The 16,621-nt window shown below is 57.9% G+C and carries 15 protein-coding genes; 11 read left to right on the top strand and 4 right to left on the bottom strand.

From position 1 onward, the window contains the following. The first annotated feature begins 80 nt into the window (after positions 1–80). The 3 genes from argE to V6582_RS25610 are packed head-to-tail and all read left to right on the top strand — an operon-like array spanning position 81 to position 3,071. Positions 81–1,211 carry an acetylornithine deacetylase gene (gene argE, locus V6582_RS25620; RefSeq protein WP_156632442.1) on the top strand — a complete coding sequence of 377 codons (1,131 nt, stop codon included), beginning with the start codon at positions 81–83 and terminating at the stop codon, positions 1,209–1,211. 15 nt (positions 1,212–1,226) lie between these two features. After that, on the top strand, positions 1,227–1,583 hold the full coding sequence (locus V6582_RS25615) for a cupin domain-containing protein (RefSeq protein WP_012654000.1): 357 nt from the start codon (positions 1,227–1,229) through the stop codon (positions 1,581–1,583). 24 nt (positions 1,584–1,607) lie between these two features. Next, positions 1,608–3,071 (top strand): aldehyde dehydrogenase family protein, encoded by a 1,464-nt coding sequence (locus tag V6582_RS25610; RefSeq protein WP_156632443.1) that lies wholly within the window; start codon positions 1,608–1,610, stop codon positions 3,069–3,071. A gap of 102 nt (positions 3,072–3,173) precedes the next feature. Here V6582_RS25610 and V6582_RS25605 read toward each other — a convergent pair whose 3' ends face one another. From V6582_RS25605 to V6582_RS25595, 3 genes are all read right to left on the bottom strand, one after another. Next, positions 3,174–3,365 carry a hypothetical protein gene (locus V6582_RS25605; RefSeq protein ID WP_156632444.1) on the bottom strand — a complete coding sequence of 64 codons (192 nt, stop codon included), beginning with the start codon at positions 3,363–3,365 and terminating at the stop codon, positions 3,174–3,176. Between the two features lie 185 nt (positions 3,366–3,550). Further along, on the bottom strand, positions 3,551–4,825 hold the full coding sequence (locus V6582_RS25600; protein WP_156632445.1) for an NAD(P)/FAD-dependent oxidoreductase: 1,275 nt from the start codon (positions 4,823–4,825) through the stop codon (positions 3,551–3,553). Positions 4,826–4,828: 3 nt separating this feature from the next. Then, the gene (locus tag V6582_RS25595) at positions 4,829–5,497 is read right to left on the bottom strand and encodes a haloacid dehalogenase type II (protein ID WP_156632446.1); all 669 of its coding nucleotides are present in this window, start codon (positions 5,495–5,497) and stop codon (positions 4,829–4,831) included. A 315-nt stretch (positions 5,498–5,812) separates the two neighbouring features. Here V6582_RS25595 and V6582_RS25590 point away from each other — a divergent pair, with 315 nt between their 5' ends. From V6582_RS25590 to V6582_RS25560, 7 genes are all read left to right on the top strand, one after another. Further along, on the top strand, positions 5,813–6,658 hold the full coding sequence (locus V6582_RS25590) for a GNAT family N-acetyltransferase (protein ID WP_156632447.1): 846 nt from the start codon (positions 5,813–5,815) through the stop codon (positions 6,656–6,658). Positions 6,659–6,674: 16 nt separating this feature from the next. Continuing rightward, positions 6,675–8,048 (top strand): aspartate aminotransferase family protein, encoded by a 1,374-nt coding sequence (locus V6582_RS25585; RefSeq protein WP_156632448.1) that lies wholly within the window; start codon positions 6,675–6,677, stop codon positions 8,046–8,048. A gap of 247 nt (positions 8,049–8,295) precedes the next feature. Next, the gene (locus tag V6582_RS25580; protein ID WP_156632449.1) at positions 8,296–9,012 is read left to right on the top strand and encodes an HAD-IA family hydrolase; all 717 of its coding nucleotides are present in this window, start codon (positions 8,296–8,298) and stop codon (positions 9,010–9,012) included. A 117-nt stretch (positions 9,013–9,129) separates the two neighbouring features. After that, complete coding sequence (locus V6582_RS25575; RefSeq protein WP_156632450.1) at positions 9,130–10,743, top strand: ABC transporter substrate-binding protein; 1,614 nt, start codon at positions 9,130–9,132, stop codon at positions 10,741–10,743. Between the two features lie 194 nt (positions 10,744–10,937). Continuing rightward, positions 10,938–11,894 carry an ABC transporter permease gene (locus V6582_RS25570; protein WP_156632451.1) on the top strand — a complete coding sequence of 319 codons (957 nt, stop codon included), beginning with the start codon at positions 10,938–10,940 and terminating at the stop codon, positions 11,892–11,894. After that, positions 11,891–12,781, top strand: a complete 891-nt coding sequence (locus tag V6582_RS25565) for an ABC transporter permease (RefSeq protein ID WP_156632452.1) — start codon at positions 11,891–11,893, stop codon at positions 12,779–12,781. Before V6582_RS25570 ends, V6582_RS25565 begins: the two co-directional genes overlap by 4 nt. Then, on the top strand, positions 12,781–14,439 hold the full coding sequence (locus tag V6582_RS25560; RefSeq protein ID WP_156632453.1) for an ABC transporter ATP-binding protein: 1,659 nt from the start codon (positions 12,781–12,783) through the stop codon (positions 14,437–14,439). Before V6582_RS25565 ends, V6582_RS25560 begins: the two co-directional genes overlap by 1 nt. A gap of 16 nt (positions 14,440–14,455) precedes the next feature. Here V6582_RS25560 and V6582_RS25555 read toward each other — a convergent pair whose 3' ends face one another. Beyond that, positions 14,456–15,139, bottom strand: coding sequence for a GntR family transcriptional regulator (locus V6582_RS25555; RefSeq protein WP_156632454.1), 684 nt, complete (start codon positions 15,137–15,139; stop codon positions 14,456–14,458). A 342-nt stretch (positions 15,140–15,481) separates the two neighbouring features. On the opposite strand from V6582_RS25555, the gene V6582_RS25550 reads away from it, so the two are divergent. Beyond that, the gene (locus V6582_RS25550; RefSeq protein ID WP_156632455.1) at positions 15,482–16,606 is read left to right on the top strand and encodes a BMP family ABC transporter substrate-binding protein; all 1,125 of its coding nucleotides are present in this window, start codon (positions 15,482–15,484) and stop codon (positions 16,604–16,606) included. Positions 16,607–16,621 lie beyond the last annotated feature (15 nt).

Genomic DNA, 16,621 nt, shown 5'->3' with positions numbered 1-16,621 from the left:
ATCCGACGCACTCGGCTTTTTAAAGGCATTGAGCTTTGCGTCTTAGCAGCAGCATTGCACCGCATTGCGAGACCGGATCGATGGAGCGACCCTTGGATATTCTCGAACGCCTCGTGGCCTTCCCTTCCGTTGTCGGCACCGCCAATGGCGAGATTGTCAGCTTCATCAGTGACTATCTGCAAAACCACGGCGCGGCGGTCTGCGTGCTTCCCGGACCTGAGGGCGACCGCAGCAATCTGTTTGCCACCATCGGCCCTCGGCATGTGCCCGGCTATATTCTGTCTGGCCATATGGATGTTGTGCCAGCAGGCGAAAGCGGCTGGGTGAGCGATCCATTTCAGTTGAGGCGCGACGGTGACAGGCTTTTTGGCCTTGGCACCAGCGACATGAAGGGGTTTCTGGCTTGCGCTTTGGCCTGCGTTCCAACTCTTGCCGCCATGCCGCTGGCCCGTCCCATTCACCTCGCTTTTTCCTATGATGAGGAAGCCGGGTGCCGGGGCGTGCCGCATCTGCTGACGCAACTGCCGAGCCTTTGTGAAAGCCCGCTTGGTGCCATCATAGGCGAGCCCAGCGGCATGCGTGCCATCCGCGCCCATAAGGGCAAGGCTGCCGCCCGCGTCACTATTACCGGGCGCTCCGGCCATTCATCGCGGCCCGATCTGGGGCTGAATGCCATTCATGCCATGAGTGAGGTTCTGCTTGCTGCCCGCGATGCCGCAGAAACTTTGACAAATGGCCCGTTTGAAGCAGTGTTTGAGCCGCCCTATTCCTCGCTACAAGTGGGAACCGTGCGTGGTGGACAAGCCGTCAATATCATTCCTGATACCTGTGAGGCAGAGTTTGAAGCCCGCGCCATCTCCGGCATTGATCCAACAACGCTTTTACAGCCTGTTCGTCTGGCGGCGGAAGCACTCACGGACAAAGGCTTTGGCGTGGAATGGGCTGAGATGAGTGCCTATCCAGCACTTTCACTCCCCCAAAACGCACAACTTGCCGCGCTGCTGCACCGACTGACAGGCACCGAGCCTTTGGCTGCGGTGAGCTACGGCACCGAAGCCGGGCTTTTCCAGCAAGCGGGTGTCGATGCCATCATCTGCGGCCCCGGCGACATCAGCCGCGCCCACAAGCCCAACGAATATATCCTGATGGATGAACTGGCCACTTGCCAGACCATGATCACCGCTCTCGCAGACCACTGCTGCCAACTGTGAACCGAGGACTAATCCATGTCTCTTTTGAAAACCATCGATACCAACCCAACCTTTACGCCGAAGGAATCCAAGGCCCTGCCGGAACGGTTGATCTCTGGTGATCCGGCCTTCAAGACCTGGCCGCAGGATGTCTGCCGTGGCGAAATGATCCACACCGGCGTGTGGGAAGCCACCCCCGGCGAGACCAAATCCATCAAGGGCGAGAGCTTCGAATACTGCCACATCCTGTCGGGCGTAGTCGAAATCACCCCTGAAGGCGGCGAGCCGGTGATTTACAAGGCGGGCGATCATTTCATCATGAAGCCTGGCTTTGTTGGGGTGTGGAAGACCATTGAAACGGTGAAGAAAATCTACGTCACCATCATGGCATAAGCCAAGCTTGCCCAAGGAAACACCATGACCCTCAGCTTCGATCCAGACACCATCGCCCTGCCTATCGGCCATTTCATTGGCGAAACGTTGGTGGTTGCCAATGGCGCACTCGAAATGTACCGCCCGTCAGATGGCAAGGCCTATGCCGGGTGTCCGATTGCCAATGAGGACATGGTGGATCGGGCCGTCCAAACCGCAAAACAAGCACTGAAAACCAGCAAATGGGGCAGCGTGCGTCCGCGTGAACGCACCGTTGTGCTCCAACGCTGGGCGGACCTTATTGAGCGCGAGGCCGAAACATTGGCAAAGCTGGAGGCTCTGTCCTCCACCCGCCCTGTTGGTCATCTGATTGCCGGTGACATTGCCGTCACCGCCGAGCAGATCCGCTTTTTTGCCGAAATGGCAGATAAGGAAGGCGATGCGCTGGTGCCGACGGATGGTGAAAATCTCGGCATGATCATAAGCGAGCCTTATGGCGTGGTAGGAGCCATCACGCCATGGAATTTCCCGGTTTCAATGGCAGGCTGGAAGCTTGGGCCAGCGCTTGCTGCGGGCAATGCCGTAGTGCTGAAACCCTCGGAAATGACACCGTTTTCCAGCATTTATCTAGCGCAATTGGCAGTTCAAGCCGGGATTCCGGCGGGGCTGATCAATATCGTACTGGGCGATGGCGCTGTGACCGGCAATGCCATCACTGGCCACCCGGATACTGCCAAGGTCAGCTTTACCGGCTCTACCGGAGCGGGTCAGGCCATCATGGGCAATATTGCCCGCACCGGGGTGAAACCCATGACACTGGAACTGGGCGGCAAAAGCCCGCAGCTGGTGTTTGCCGATGCCGATCTGGACAAGGCCGCCGCTGCCATTGCCCAAAGCATTCTCTCCAACGCAGGCCAAGCCTGTGTCGCCGGTTCACGCCTGATTGTCGAGCGTAGCGTGATGGAACCGCTTGCGCAGACGATCATCGCCAAAATGAAAGCCGTGAAAGTTGGCCCGACCTGGGATGAGGCCAGCCATTATTCGCCGATCATTTCCGAACGCCAGCGCGGCCGGATCGACAGCATCGTCAAGGCCAGCATCGCGGCAGGTGCGGCCTGCCTGACCGGCGGCGATGTCATGAAGGGTGCCGGCTATTTCTACACCCCGACCCTGCTTGCCCATGTCGATGAGACCTCACCCGCCGTAACGCAGGAGATTTTCGGCCCCGTCCTGACCATGCAGGCTTTCGATACCGAGGAAGAGGCTCTCGCACTGGCCGATCACCCCACCTATGGCCTTTGCGCAGGTCTCTTCACCCGTGATCTGTCGCGGGCCTTGCGGCTGACCAGAGCACTTCAGGCCGGCACGGTCTGGGTGAACCGCTATGGCCGCTCACGTGACCACATCCTGCCGACCGGCGGCTACAAACAATCGGGCATCGGCAAGGATCTCGGCCGGGAAGCGTACCATGCCAACCGTAAAAGCAAGAGTGTGTTGATCGGTCTTTAGACCTGCCACCTAGAATTTCGTCAGGGAAAATTGGACGCTCGTTTTCCAGAAAAGACAAACGAAAACAAGAAAATCGAGAATCTGTCCGGTTCAATCTGAACCTCACAGGCTCTCATTTGAGGCGTCAACGGTCTTTTCGGCGGGCGCGTCCGCTTCGCTGGTTTCGGCTTTCTTCTTCTCTGCTTTATCCTGATCGTGATGCCATTTTATGGCGAAGAACATGGCCGTGCCCAACACGATAATCTTTGCCGGAAAGAAGACGATAGGGAACCAGTCCACCCAGTCGCTCGTCATTGGCCATTTCCTTTCAGAGATTCATCAATGCGGTCTCCCATAGAATAATACAGCCACACATGACATGTGCGTTTTGTCGCAAGCGCGACGCCAGACGACGGCTTGGGAGAGCATGGCGAGCAGACGCGCAAGGCTTTCATGCATCCGCAAATCCAATGATCCTGCACGATTGCAGGCTGCCCTTCTCACTGAAATCTATCGAGAATTTTATAATACATCCCGACCAACGGCAGAAACCATGGCTTGCCAAAATGTCCCGGCACGGCGGGCCAATCCAGACCTTTCAGCGGATTGGCGTCAGGCTTGCCCATGATGGTATCGGCCATGATCATGCCGAGGTGGGTGGAAAGTTGGGCACCGTGGCCGGAATAGCCCATGGCATACCACACACCGTCCTGATAGCCTGCGCGGGGGTAGCGGTCCTTCGTCATATCCACCAGACCGCCCCAGCAATAATCGATCTCGACCTTGGCAAGCTGTGGGAAAATCGCGGCAAGGGACTGGCGCAGGATTTCGCCGCTTTTGGCGTCCGATTGCTGATCCGATGTGGCGGAGAAACGGGCGCGACCGCCGAAGATCAAGCGATTGTCGGGTGACAGTCGCCAATAATTGCCGATGTTCATGGTGTTCACGCAGGTGCGGTTGCCCGGCATCACGGCAGCCACTTCTGTTTCTGATAACGGACGTGTGGCAATCAGAAAACTGCCAACCGGAATGATACGGCGACGGAAAAAGTTGAAATTAGGCGTGGTATAGGCCCCGGTGGCCACCAGCACATCCTTGGCCGTCACATGGCCGCGCGCAGTGGTCAGGCGGTGACGGTCGCCGTGCTTTTCAACAGAGGTGACTAAGGCCTGCTCAGCAACCACTGCGCCGTGGCGGTGGGCGGCGTTCGCAAGACCCACCACATAGCGGCCCATATGCATCATCGCGCTCTTTTTGGACAGCATGGCACCAAAAAAAGGTGAGCCGATCTCACTTTTCAAATCCGATCCCGACAACAGGGCCGTGTCAGGATCGACCTCTTCATGCAGGGCTTCGAAATTGCGGGCAAGCCCTTCGAAATGCTGGGGCTTGGAGGCCAGTTTCAGCTTTCCCGCGCGGCGGAAATTGCAATCGATTCCTTCCTCGGCAATCAGCGCCTCGATGGTGTCGATGGAACTGTCGAGCGCCTGGTAAAGCGCAATCGCCCGCTCTTTGCCAAGCTCAGCCTTGGCCCCCAGATAGCTGTGGGCCAAGCCATTGTTGAGGTGCCCGCCATTGCGCCCAGAAGCGCCCCAGCCGATGCGCTGCCCCTCCAGCACGATCACCTTTGCCCCGGCGCGCGCCAGTTGGCGGGCGGCAGCGAGGCCTGTAAAGCCGCCGCCAATCACGGCGACATCAAAATCGCCTTCAATTGCGCCGGTGATGCCACCGGGAAATTGCGGGGCGGTGTCGTGCCAATAGGAGAGATATTTCATCGCTTAAAGACCAAACACACCGGGCAGACCGGAAATGTCTGCGATTTCCTGATAGCCATAATAGGGATTGGCTGGCTCATGACCACGGTTGACCCAGACCTTGTTCTTGATGCCCAGATCATGGGCGGTCATCAGATCATAGCGGAAGGAAGAGGACACATGGGTAATGTCATCAGGGCCGCAGCCGAGCATGTCGAACATATATTCAAAGCCCTTCATGCGCGGCTTGTAGGACTGCGCCTGCTCTGCCGTATAGACCGCATGGAAGGGCGCACCAAGCTTTTCGACATTCGACATGATCTGCGAATTCATGGCGTTGGAGAGAATAACCAACGGAATTTCCTTGGCCACTTTGGCAAGGCCAGCAGGCACATCCGCGTGTGGCCCCCAGGTGGGTACACGCTCATACACGATCTTGGCGTTCTCCTCGCGGAAGGTTACGCCGTTTCTCTTGCAGGTGCGCTCAATGGCGTTGTGCACCACGTCGGCATAGGGCTTCCAGTCGCCCAGAACTTCATCCAGACGATAGGCCGAGAAGTTTTTGACAAACTCGTCCATATGGGCGGCATCCAGCTGGGCGCTGTAAATATCGCGGGCTGCTTCCGCCATCTGGAAATTGATGAGCGTGCCGTAGCAATCGAAGGTGATGTATTTCGGGCGGAAGGGAGCCATGGGTTTCTCGATCCTTGCAAAGCATATCGTTCGGGTTTTCCCATCATAGGCAGAGCCAAGCCCAGCCATTCACCGCAATTGCCACATATCAAAGCACAATGTTGCGTATGCAGTGGAGGATTTGGCAGAGAGTTTTGCAAAAGCCCGATAGCCCCTGCCCTCAAACCCGGCAGACATGCACGCTCACGGCATAAGATGCGGTGGTGATCGGTCGGAACGGCCAAACATACCAAGGACGCGCCATCGTCAGGATGATCTTCTTTGCGCCCGGGTTTATCACTGAGAAGCAGAAAACAGATTTCAGGACAGCGCGGCATGCAGGCAAGCCAGATCGACATTATTTCCTTTGGTCCGGAACACATCGACGGTGCATTTTTGCTGTCCCAGCAGGCTGAGTGGCCGCACCGCCGGGAAGATTGGGCCTTTGTGCTGTCCTTGAGCAAGGGCTTTGTGGCGCTCGAAGGGGATCGCGTGGTGGGAACCGCCTTGGCGACGCTGTATGGAGACACCTGCGCCACCATCAACATGGTCATTGTCGATGCCTCCATGCGCGGTCGCGGACTTGGCCGTAAACTGATGGATATGGCCTTACAGGCTGCGGAAGGCCGCGAATGCCGTCTGGTGGCAACACAAGATGGCCTGCCGCTGTATGAAAAGCTTGGCTTTGTTGCCTCCGGTGAGATTATCCAGCATCAGGGCCTCGCCCAAGCTGGGGCGGTTGTCAATTCTCCTGTCTCTTGGGCTGATCAAGACGTGGTGCAGGAATTGGCGGCCCTTGATGCGGCAGCCTTTGGCGCAGATCGGCGAAACCTCCTTTGCACACTCGCGGAAACGGGCAAATTCGCTGTTCTTCAAAATGCTGGTCGCATCTCCGGCTATATCGCCCTGCGCCCCTTTGGTCGCGGCGAAGTGGCGGGGCCTGTGGTGGCCACCAATGAGGACGATGCAAAAGCGCTGTTGTCCTTTGTGTTTGCGGCAAGAGCAGGATCATTTCTGCGCGTCGATACGACCGTCGCAACCGGCCTTGCACCGTGGCTGACAGACCACGGCCTGCTTCACGTTGGTGGCGGCGTGACCATGCGACGCAATGCGGCACAGACAGGTCCGTATGAATCCGCTTCTGTAAAAACCCATGCACTCGCCAGCCAAGCGCTGGGCTGAATTTGGAGATCAAACAATGTTGAGCAATTCCCTGATTGAACTGGACCGCGCCCATCTGGTGCATCCGGTTGCCTCCTATCGCGGCCATGAAAAAGCTGGCGTGCGCGTGTTGAAATCCGCAAAGGGTGCCACCGTGACTGACGCCAACGGCCATCAATTGCTGGATGGTTTTGCCGGTCTGTGGTGCGTCAATGCTGGCTATGGTCAGGAAAGCATTATTGAAGCCGCCACCAAGCAATTGCGTGAACTGCCTTACGCCACCGGCTATTTCAGCCTCGGCTCAGAACCCGCCATCCGGCTGGCAGCCGAACTGGCAGACCGCGCACCGGGCGATCTCAACCACGTTTATTTCACCCTTGGCGGCTCGGATGCCATCGATAGTACCATCCGCTTCATCCGCTATTATTACCATTGCAAAGGCACACCGCAGAAGGACCAGTTTATCTCGGTGGAACAGGGCTATCATGGCTCGTCCACGGTCGGCGCTGGCCTGACCGCCCTGCCACTGTTCCACGCCGGATTCGGCCTGCCATTCGATTGGCAGCATAAAATTCCGTCGCACTATGCCTATCGCAACCCGGTGGGCAATGATCCGGCAGCCATTATTGCTTCCTCCGTTGCCGCCTTGCGGGCAAAGGTTGAGGAACTGGGTTCTGAGCGTGTGGCCGCGTTTTATGTGGAGCCGATTCAAGGTTCCGGCGGCGTAATTGTTCCGCCCGATGGCTGGCTGAAAGCCATGCGCGATGTCTGCTCTGAGTTGGATATTCTGTTTGTGGCCGATGAAGTCATCACCGGCTTTGGCCGCACCGGTCCGTTGTTTGCCTGTGCCGACGACGGCGTGGTGCCGGATCTGATGACCACCGCCAAAGGCCTCACCTCTGGCTATGTGCCGATGGGCGCGGTGTTCCTGTCTGATAAAATCTACAACACCATTGCCGATGGTGCTGGATCGGCCGCCATTGGTCATGGCTATACCTATTCGGCCCATCCGGTCAGTGCCGCTGTTGGTCTGGCTGTTTTGAAGCTTTACGAAGACGGCTTGCTGGAAAACGGTCGCAAAATGGGTGCGCGCCTGATTGCCGGCTTGGAAAGCCTGAAGGACCATCCGCTGGTGGGCGATGTGCGTGGTCGCGGCATGCTGGCCGCCATTGAAATGGTGGTGGACAAGGATAAGAAAACGCCGCTGCCCGCCGCTGCCGCACCTGCCACAAGAGTGTTTGAGCGCGCCTGGGACAATGGCCTTGTCATCCGCGCCTTTGCCAATGGCATTCTGGGCTATGCGCCGCCGCTGTGCTGCACGGAAAGCGAAATCGACGCCATTGTTGAGCGGACCAGAAAGACGCTGGATCAGACCCTGGCCGACCCGGACGTTCGCGCCGCCATGGCATGAGACAGGAGCGGGTCGGGCGAAATACTGCCGAACGATCAGATTCAGAATTTTCTGCCGTCTAAAGATCGGCATTCGGGAAGAAACAGCCCATATCTCCTGCAATACTTCGAATGCGCCCCAGTAGAAGATGCCAGGGCGCATTCAAGATAAAAACAAAAGCTAAGCGAGGAACCAAGGGATCGTGAGTGACAGGAACGGCATTTGCCGGGCCTGATGCATGAAGATGTGCAAGCCAGAGGATGCAATGATGGCAAAAGCCTTCACGGATTTGAAATATCTCACCTTTGACGTGGTCGGCACGCTGATTGACTTTGAGCGCGGCATTACCGATTGCCTCACTGAGATTGCCGCAGATGTTGGCGTGACCGTGGATGGCGAACAGGCCCTGTCGCTCTACCGTGCCGCCCGCTATGACGATGCGGCCCTGCTTTTTCCCGATGATCTCGCCCGGGTCTATTTGAAAATCGCTCCCGAACTGGGCCTGCCGGTAGAGACGGCCCTCGGTGAGCGCCTGCGCGGCTCCGTCACCGATTGGAAGCCCTTTGCTGATAGCGTCGCAGCGCTGGCACAGTTGAAAACCCGCTACCGGCTGATCGCCATGACCAATGCGCAGCGCTGGGCCTTTACATATTTCGATGAGGCTTTGGGCCAGCCCTTTCATGCAGCCTTCACCACCGACGACACCAGCACCGAAAAGCCCGATCCAGCGTTTTTCGAAACGGTTTTCGCGTTCGTGGAATCGGAAGGCAGCAGCCGGGCGGATATTCTGCATGTGGCGCAAAGCCAGTATCACGACATCGGCATTTCACGGCAGCTTGGCTTGACCAATTGCTGGATCGAGCGGCGCCATGCCCAAAAAGGCTATGGCGGCACGATCGAGCCTGAAGCCTTTGTGAAACCCGATTTTCACTTCACCTCCATGGCCGCTCTTGCCGACGCTGTCGAGCAGAACCGCGCGGCCTGAAGGAAATACGTAATGACGTGCCACTCACGTTTGTCAGGGAAAAGGGGAACCCGGTTTTCCCTGACATACGAAAACAAAAAAGCACGCAACACAGTCAACAACAATAAGGGGAATGTCATGACAGACAAGCAGACAACAAACTGGACCGGCGCTGATGATGCCATGGTGGAAAATGCCATTCGCCGTGGCGCCACCCGCCGCGAACTGATGCAGATGATGCTGGCAGGTGGCGTTGCCCTCACCGCCGCCGGCTCCATCATGGGTCGCGCCTCAAGCGCGCTCGCCGCAACGCCGGTCAAGGGCGGATCGTTGAAAGCCGCCGGCTATTCTGCATCCAATGCCGATACGCTGGACCCGGCCAAGGCCTCGCTCTCCACCGACTATGTGCGTTGCTGCGCGCTCTATAACCGCCTGACCATTCTCGATAAAACCGGTGCTCCGCAGATGGAGCTGGCAGAATCGGTTGAAAGCAAGGACGCTCAGGTCTGGACGATCAAGCTGAAAAGCGGCGTGACCTTCCATGACGGCAAGACGCTGACCGCAGACGACGTGGTCTATTCGCTGAAGCGCCATCTCGATCCCGCCACCGGCTCCAAGGTTGCCAAGATCGCCGCTCAGATGACTGGCATCAAGGCCGTCGACAAGCAGACCGTGGAAATCTCCCTGGCACATGCCAATGCCGACATGCCGTCCATTCTCGCCATCCATCAGTTCATGATCGTTGCCGATGGCACCACGGATTTCTCCAAGGGCAATGGCACCGGCGCCTTCGTTCTCGAAAAATTCGAGCCCGGCGTCCGCTCGATCATGAAGCGCAATGGCAATTACTGGAAAGCTGGCGGCCCGAATGTCGACAGTTTCGAATTCTTCGCCATCAGCGAAGATAATGCCCGCGTCAACGCGCTGCTGTCGGGTGATATCCAGCTGGCCGCCTCCATCAATCCGCGCTCCATGCGTCTGGTCGATACCGAGGACGGTTTCGTGCTGTCGAAGACGACGTCGGGCAATTACACCAATCTCAACATGCGCATGGATATGGCGCCGGGCAACAAGAAAGACTTCATCGATGGCATGAAGCTAATCGTTAACCGGGAGCAGATCATCAAGTCGGCAATGCGCGGCCTTGGTGAAATCGGCAATGACCAGCCGCTATCGTCTGCCAGCTTCTATCACAATGCCGACCTGAAGCCGAAGGCCTTCGATCCCGACAAGGCGAAATTCCACTTCCAGAAGGCGGGCGTGCTTGGCCAGTCCATCCCGGTCATCGCATCGGAAGCCGCAAGCTCTTCCATCGACATGGCGATGATCATCCAGGCATCGGCGGCGGAAATCGGCATGAAGCTCGATGTCCAGCGCGTTCCCTCCGATGGGTATTGGGACAAATACTGGCTGAAGGCGCCGATCCATTTTGGCAATATCAACCCACGCCCTACACCCGACATCCTGTTCTCGCTTCTCTATTCCTCCGATGCTCCGTGGAACGAAAGCCAGTATAAGTCGCCGAAATTCGACAAGATGCTGCTCGAAGCCCGTGGCCTTCTCGATCAGGCCAAGCGCAAGGAAATCTACGGTGAAATGCAGGTGATGATCTCAGAGGAAGCAGGCACGGTCATTCCCGCCTATCTTTCCAACGTCGATGCCATCACCGCCAAGCTGAAAGGGCTTGAACCCAGCCCGCTGGGTGGCATGATGGGCTATGCCTTCGCCGAATATGTCTGGCTGGAAGCCTGATACCAATTCGGCAGACCCTCTACGAGCGGGCCTTGGCAAATGGCTTTGGATCGATGCGTGCTTCATCCGGCGCATCGCGGCAAAACCGTTTGCCAGCCTGGCGGCATATTATGACGGTCAGCCGCATTCCGATCACCCGAGTGCCCGAGTACCCGAGTGATTGCCGAAGGTTAATAGCCTAACCAAGCTGGAGCATGTGCGTGAACGCCCGAGCCTTTTCCCTTGTTGTCAACAGGCTGGTGATCGCCCTGATCACCTTGATCATCGTGTCGCTCGCCGTTTTCATGGCGACTGCACTGTTGCCAGGCGATACGGCAACCATGCTGCTTGGTCAGGCCGCGACGCCTGAAGCTGTCGAAGGCCTGCGCCAGGCCATGCATCTCAACGATCCCGCAATCCTGCGGTTCCTGCGTTGGGCAACGGGCTTGCTGCAAGGCGATCTCGGCACCTCCTATGCCAATAACATGCCGATTGCCGAGCTGATTTCCGGCCGTCTGGTCAATTCCATGAAGCTTGCAGGCATCACCGCCCTCCTGGCTGTTCCCATTGCGCTGACGCTGGGTATTACATCGGCGATGCTGCGCGGCTCCCTTTATGATCGCTGCGTCACGGTGGTAACCATTGGGGTGATTTCCGTGCCGGAATTCATGATTGCCACCTCCGCCGTTCTGCTGTTTGCGGTCTATCTGAAATGGCTGCCGGCGCTGTCCTTTGCCAATGAGGTCCACAGTTTTGCTGGCCTGGTGCGGGTCTATGCCATGCCCGTCATCACGCTGACCTTCGGCGTTTCTGCCCAGATGATCCGCATGACCCGGGCAGCGGTGATCGAAACTCTCGATACGCCCTATGTGGAAATGGCATTGCTGAAAGGCGCCTCACGCCGCCGCATCGTGCTGCGCCATGCGCTGCCCAATGCGCTGGGGCCCATCGTCAATGCCATGGCGCTATCGCTGTCCTATCTGATCGGCGGGGTCATCATCGTCGAGACGATCTTCAACTATCCCGGCATTGCCAAGCTCATGGTCGATGCCGTCGCCACCCGTGACCTGCCACTGATCCAGAGCTGCGCGATGATCTTCTGCGTCGGCTATCTCGTGCTGATCACCATTGCCGATATCGTTTCCATTCTCTCCAATCCGAGGCTGCGATGACTATGACGCCACTAAACGGGACGCCATCGAACGCGACGCCATCAACAGCACCAATCGCTCGCAGACGCCGGTCATTCGGCTATCGCATCAACGCCGTTGGCATTGCCGGTCTGACAGTTATTGCCGCCTGGGCGCTGGTGGCGATATTCGCACCGCTGCTCATTCCGCATCCGGTCGGTGAGATCGTCGATTTCGACTATTTCGGACCGATGAGCAACACGCTTTGGCTGGGCTCCGACTATCTCGGTCGGGACATGCTGTCGCGCATCATCATGGGTGCGCGCTACACGGTCGGCATTTCGCTTGCCGCCGTCACCATCGCCTGTTTTTCCGGCGTCGTGCTCGGCATGATCGCCGCCGTCGCCGGTGGCTGGATCGATACCGTGCTCAGCCGTTTTCTCGATGCGATGAACTCCATTCCCAGCAAGCTTTTCGGCCTCGTCGTGGTCGCCGCCGTCGGGTCGTCGATCCCGGTTCTGGTCATGACCCTGTCGGTGATCTACACGCCCGGCGCCTATCGCTTTGCCCGCGCCCTTGCCGTCAATATCAATGCCATGGATTTCATCAGCGTCGCACACATCCGGGGCGAGAATATTTTCTACATCATCCGCTCTGAAATCCTGCCGAATATTACCGGACCGGTGCTGGCGGATTTTGGTCTGCGCTTCGTCTTCATCGTGTTGCTGCTCTCAGGGCTTTCCTTCCTGGGCCTTGGCGTCCAGCCGCCCAATGCCGACTGGGGCGCGCTGGTGCGTGAGAATATCGGCGGCCTGCCCTTTGCGGCACCGGCGGTGATTTTCCCGTCGCTGGCCATTGCCAGCCTGACGATCAGCGTCAACATGCTGATCGATAATCTTCCCCGCAAGATCCGCGACAGGAGTGCATGATGGCAAACCTCGTGGAAATCCGCGACCTCAAGGTCCAGGCCACCACCGATTCCGGCCGCAAGGTCGAGATTATCAAGGGCATCAGCCTGGATATACCGGAGGGCGAAATCGTTGCCTTGATCGGCGAAAGTGGCTCTGGGAAAACCACCATCGCCCTGACGTTGATGGGCCATACCCGCCCCGGATGCCGTATAACCGGCGGCACGATCAATGTCGCGGGCAAGGACATGGCCGCGCTTTCCGAGCGTGATCGCGCCCGTATTCGCGGCACCGATGTCGCTTATGTGCCGCAATCGGCGGCGGCGGCCTTCAATCCGGCCATCCAGATCATGGATCAGGTGATCGAGGTCACCCGCATTCACGACCAAATGTCGAAGGAAGAAGCCCGCACCCGCGCCGTGGCGCTGTTTCGGGCGCTGTCGCTGCCCAATCCGGAAACCATCGGCTCACGCTATCCGCATCAGGTCTCCGGCGGCCAATTACAGCGCCTTTCGGCGGCCATGGCCCTGATCGGTGGTCCGAAACTGGTGATTTTCGATGAGCCGACCACCGCCCTTGATGTGACGACGCAGATCGAAGTGCTGCGGGCCTTCAAGTCGGTGATGCGCAAGGACGGTATTTCCGGGGTCTATGTCTCCCATGATCTGGCCGTCGTTGCCCAGATTGCCGATCGTATTATCGTGCTCAAGGGCGGAGAAGTGCAGGAAAGCGGCACGACTGCCGACCTGCTGGCGCATGCCCAACATCCCTATACCCGCGAACTTCTGTCTGCCTTTGAACCCAAACCCCGCACAACACCGCTTGCCGAAGACAAGAGTCTCAAGCCCTTGCTGGAAATCGAAAACCTGATTGCTGGCTATGGCGATCTGCAACCGGATGGCCTGCCTCTCGTTCAGGCGGTGCAGTCCGTCAACCTGACAGTGCGCAATGGCCGCAACCTCGGCATTATCGGCGAATCCGGCTGCGGCAAATCCACTCTGGCGCGCAGCATTGCCGGCCTCCTGCCGTCTGCAGCGGGCCATATCATTTTCAATGGCCGTGAACTGGGCCGTCATGCCCGCGACCGCACCCGCGACCAGCTGCGCGAAATGCAAATCGTCTTCCAATCCGCCGACACGGCGCTGAACCCGGCGAAATCCATCGAGGAAATCATCGGTCGCCCGCTGACCTTTTACCATGGCATGAAGGGCAAGGCCCGCGATGCCCGCATCAACCAATTGCTCGACATGGTGCATCTCCCGCAATCACTGCGCCAGCGCCGCCCCTCGGAACTATCAGGCGGCCAGAAACAGCGGGTCAATTTCGCCCGCGCACTGGCAGCGGAACCGAAGCTGATCCTGTGCGACGAAATCACCTCTGCGCTCGACACCGTAGTGGCTGCCGCCGTAATCGAACTTTTGAAGGAATTGCAGCGTGAACTCGGCCTGTCCTATATTTTCATCAGCCACGATTTGTCGGTGGTGGAAGCGATCTGCGACGAAATCGTGGTGATGTATGCGGGCAAGAAGGTCGAGCAGATCTCACCGCAACAGCTTGCTGCCCCGCAGCATCCCTATTCCAAACTGCTGTTTTCTTCGGTGCCGAAACTCGACCCGACCTGGCTCGATACGCTGCAACAGGACCCAGAACTGGTCAGGACCTACCGCATCAATCCATGAGGCCTGGATTTCCGGTTCAGTCCCTGCTGCCCGTGTGCTGGGTCAATGTGCTGCTGGCATCGCCGACAATTTCGACATGGCGATAGGCCGCTTCGGCGGCGGCAGTCTTTTCACCGCGCAGGATGGCATTGACGATGGCCTCATGCTCCTGGAAGGACAGGGACAAGCGACCCGTCAAGCGAAACTGGGCGCGGCGAAAGGGCGCCAGCCGCGACCGGGTTTGCGTTACCAGTTCCAGAATATGCTGGTTATGGGCGCCCTGATAGATCCGGTTGTGAAATTCGATATTATAGGCGGAATAATCCTCCGTCTGCCCGGCCTGCACGATGCGGATCGATGAGCGATGCATCCGCTCCAGCGCCCGGCGCTCCTCCAGCGTCATACGCTCTGCCGCAAGCCTGGCGCAAACGGCCTCAAGCTCCGCCATGGCTTCGAACATCGAGGTCAGGAACTGGCCGGTGACGTTGGTGACAACAGCGCTCTTGTTCGGCTTGCGCTCCACCAGCCCCATGGCGCACAATTGCCGCAGCGCCTCGCGCACCGGCGTGCGTGACACCTCGAACCGGGTGGCAAGCGATCCTTCATCCAGTTTATCATCCGGCTTCAAGTCACCGACGATAATCAGGTCGGCAATGGCGCGCACCAATTGTTCGACCGTATTGCCGGCACGAACAAGTTCGCGCACCCTCGGCTGGTTCATTGCGATTTCCCAGTTTTATTATTGTCTGTATGCAGTTTTAAAAAGCCATTTGTCTTGCCAGACTATCGCACAGTCGCGCTGATATCAAAGCAGGAATTTTCCGATCAGCACAACTTTCATGCGATTCAACGAAATTTTCTCCAGTAGATTTAGCTGAATTAATGAGCTCGCTTAAAAATTATTCATCTGAATTTTAAAAGTGCATACAGATGAGACGGAAAGAACGAGCCCTGCGCAAAATCCTCCTCGCGTCATGGCTTTTCTGTTTGGCATGGTGATTGCATACACTTTCTCAAATCATCCGCACCGGACAAGAGCCGGAACAAACAGGGGAACCTATCGATGACCAGATCGCCTTCCTTTACCCGCCGCCATTTCCTGCAAACCTCCGCTTTGGGTGCCGCTACCGCCATCGCTGCTCCCGGCATGCTGCGTTCCGCGCAGGCTGCGGACCTTACCGTCGGCTTTATCTATGTCGGCCCCAAGGATGATTATGGCTATAACCAGGCCCATGCCGAGGGCGCTGCCGTGGTTAAGGCCTTGTCCGGCGTAACTGTCGTCGAGGAAGAAAACGTGCCTGAGACCGTCGATGTCCAGAAGACCATGGAATCGATGATTAATCTGGATGGCGCAAGCCTGCTGTTTCCGACCTCTTTCGGCTATTTCGACCCCCATATGCTGGCAGTCGCGCAGAAATATCCTGACGTGCAGTTTCGCCATTGCGGCGGCCTCTGGCAGAAGGGCAAGAACCCCGACAATACCGGCAGCTATTTCGGCTACATCTTCCAGGGCCAATATTTGAACGGCATTGCCGCCGCCTATGCGACCAAGTCGAAGAAGATCGGCTTCGTCGCCGCCAAGCCCATTCCGCAGGTGGTGCAGAATATCAATGCCTTCCTGCTCGGCGCCCGCTCCGTCGATCCCTCCATCACCTGCCAGGTGATTTTCACCGGTGAATGGTCGCTGGCCGTCAAGGAGGCAGAAGCCACCAATGCGCTGGTCGATCAGGGCGTTGATGTCATCACATGCCATGTCGATAGCCCGAAGGTCGTGGTGCAGACCGCCGCTGGCCGTGGCGCTTTCGTCTGCGGCTATCATGCCAACCAGAGCCCGCTGGCCCCTGAAAAATATCTGACCGGCGCCGAATGGGCTTGGGGCAATGTCTATACCGATTTCGTCAAGAAGGCGCAGGCTGGTGAAAAGCTCGGCAATTTCGTGCGCGGCGGGTTGAAGGACGGGTTCGTCAAGATGAGCCCGCTTGGCCCCGGCGTCTCCGCTGAGGCCCGCACCAAGTTTGAAGCCACGCTTGCCGCCATGAAGGCAGGCGGCTTCTCCGTCTTCAAGGGCGGCCAGAAGGACAACAAGGGCAATGTCGTTATACCCTCGGGCAAGGACTATGCCGAAGATGCCATCGAGCTGGAAAGCATGAACTACCTGGTCGAAGGCGTCATGGGTTCGATGGGCTGAACCAATGGAGGCGCG

The organism is Agrobacterium vitis (assembly GCF_037039395.1).
In the GTDB taxonomy this organism is placed as follows: Bacteria; Pseudomonadota; Alphaproteobacteria; order Rhizobiales; family Rhizobiaceae; genus Allorhizobium; species Allorhizobium vitis_E.
The sequence above is the reverse complement of the archived record's forward strand: the minus strand, read 5'-3'. Positions and strand labels throughout refer to the sequence as shown.